1 protein-coding gene is annotated in these 1,293 nt (G+C 45.9%); it reads left to right on the forward strand.

The window, feature by feature from the left end:
* On the forward strand, positions 1-1,019 hold a 1,019-nt coding region (locus F6K53_RS43185), incomplete at its 5' end, for an S-(hydroxymethyl)glutathione dehydrogenase/class III alcohol dehydrogenase (RefSeq protein ID WP_293086841.1).
* Positions 1,020-1,293: the final 274 nt, after the last annotated feature.

Consider the following 1,293-nt stretch of genomic DNA (forward strand, 5'->3'; position numbering starts at 1 on the left):
TGGTGGAAATTAAAGCAACCGGAGTATGCCATACCGATGCCTATACCCTGTCTGGCGCAGATCCAGAAGGACTATTTCCAGCCATTCTAGGACATGAGGGAGCAGGTGTAGTCGTTGAGGTGGGTGAAGGGGTGACTAGCGTCGAGGTAGGAGACCATGTGATTCCCCTCTATATCCCTGAGTGCCGTCAGTGTGAATACTGTTTAAGTGGTAAAACCAATCTCTGTCAGGCGATTCGGAATACCCAAGGACGTGGTTTAATGCCCGATGGTACCAGTCGCTTCTCTGTCAATGACAAAATGCTCCATCATTACATGGGAACATCCACCTTTGCTAACTATACCGTACTGCCAGAAATCGCAGTAGCAAAAATCCGCAAAGATGCTCCCTTTGATAAAGTTTGTTACATCGGTTGCGGAGTTACAACGGGTATTGGTGCTGTGATCAATTCCGCTAAAGTTCAACCAGGTTCGAGAGTCGTGGTATTTGGACTTGGGGGAATTGGTTTGAATGTGATTCAAGGCGCACGGATGGTGGGTGCTAGCCAAATTGTAGGTGTTGATATTAATCCTAAAAAACAACAACTTGCGGAAAAATTCGGCATGACGGATTTTGTCAATCCTAATGAAATAGAGGGCGATTTAGTCCCTTACATTATTGATTTAACTAAAGGGGGCGCTGATTATAGTTTCGAGTGTATTGGTAATGTTAAGGTGATGCGCCAAGCTCTAGAATGTTGCCACAAAGGTTGGGGTGAATCTATTATTATCGGTGTCGCCGGTGCTGGAGAAGAAATCAATACTCGACCTTTTCAACTGGTGACCGGACGGGTCTGGCGAGGTACAGCTTTTGGGGGAGCTAAAGGACGCACGGATGTTCCTAAAATCGTAGATTGGTATATGGAAGGTAAGATTAATATTGATGACATGATTACCCATGTCATGCCCTTAGAACAAATTAATGATGCCTTCGATTTGATGCATCAGGGTGAGTCGATTCGGAGTGTGGTTACCTTTTGATAGTTGAATGCGATCGCGTACGCACCAAAGACTAGTGAAAATCACCAAACTGTTTTTGCCCGCCGGAAAATTCTAACGGGCAAAATGCCCGTTCCACCGGAAAATTCTAACGGGCAAAATGCCCGTTCCACCGGAAAATTCTAACGGGCAAAATGCCCGTTCCACCGGAAAATTCTAACGGGCAATATGCCCGTTCCACCGGAAAATTCTAACGGGCAATATGCCCGTTCCACCGGAAAATTCTAACGGGCATATTGCCCGTTAGAATTTTCCG

The sequence above is a fragment of the Moorena sp. SIO4A1 genome, from assembly GCF_010672065.1.
Lineage (GTDB): Bacteria > Cyanobacteriota > Cyanobacteriia > Cyanobacteriales > Coleofasciculaceae > Moorena.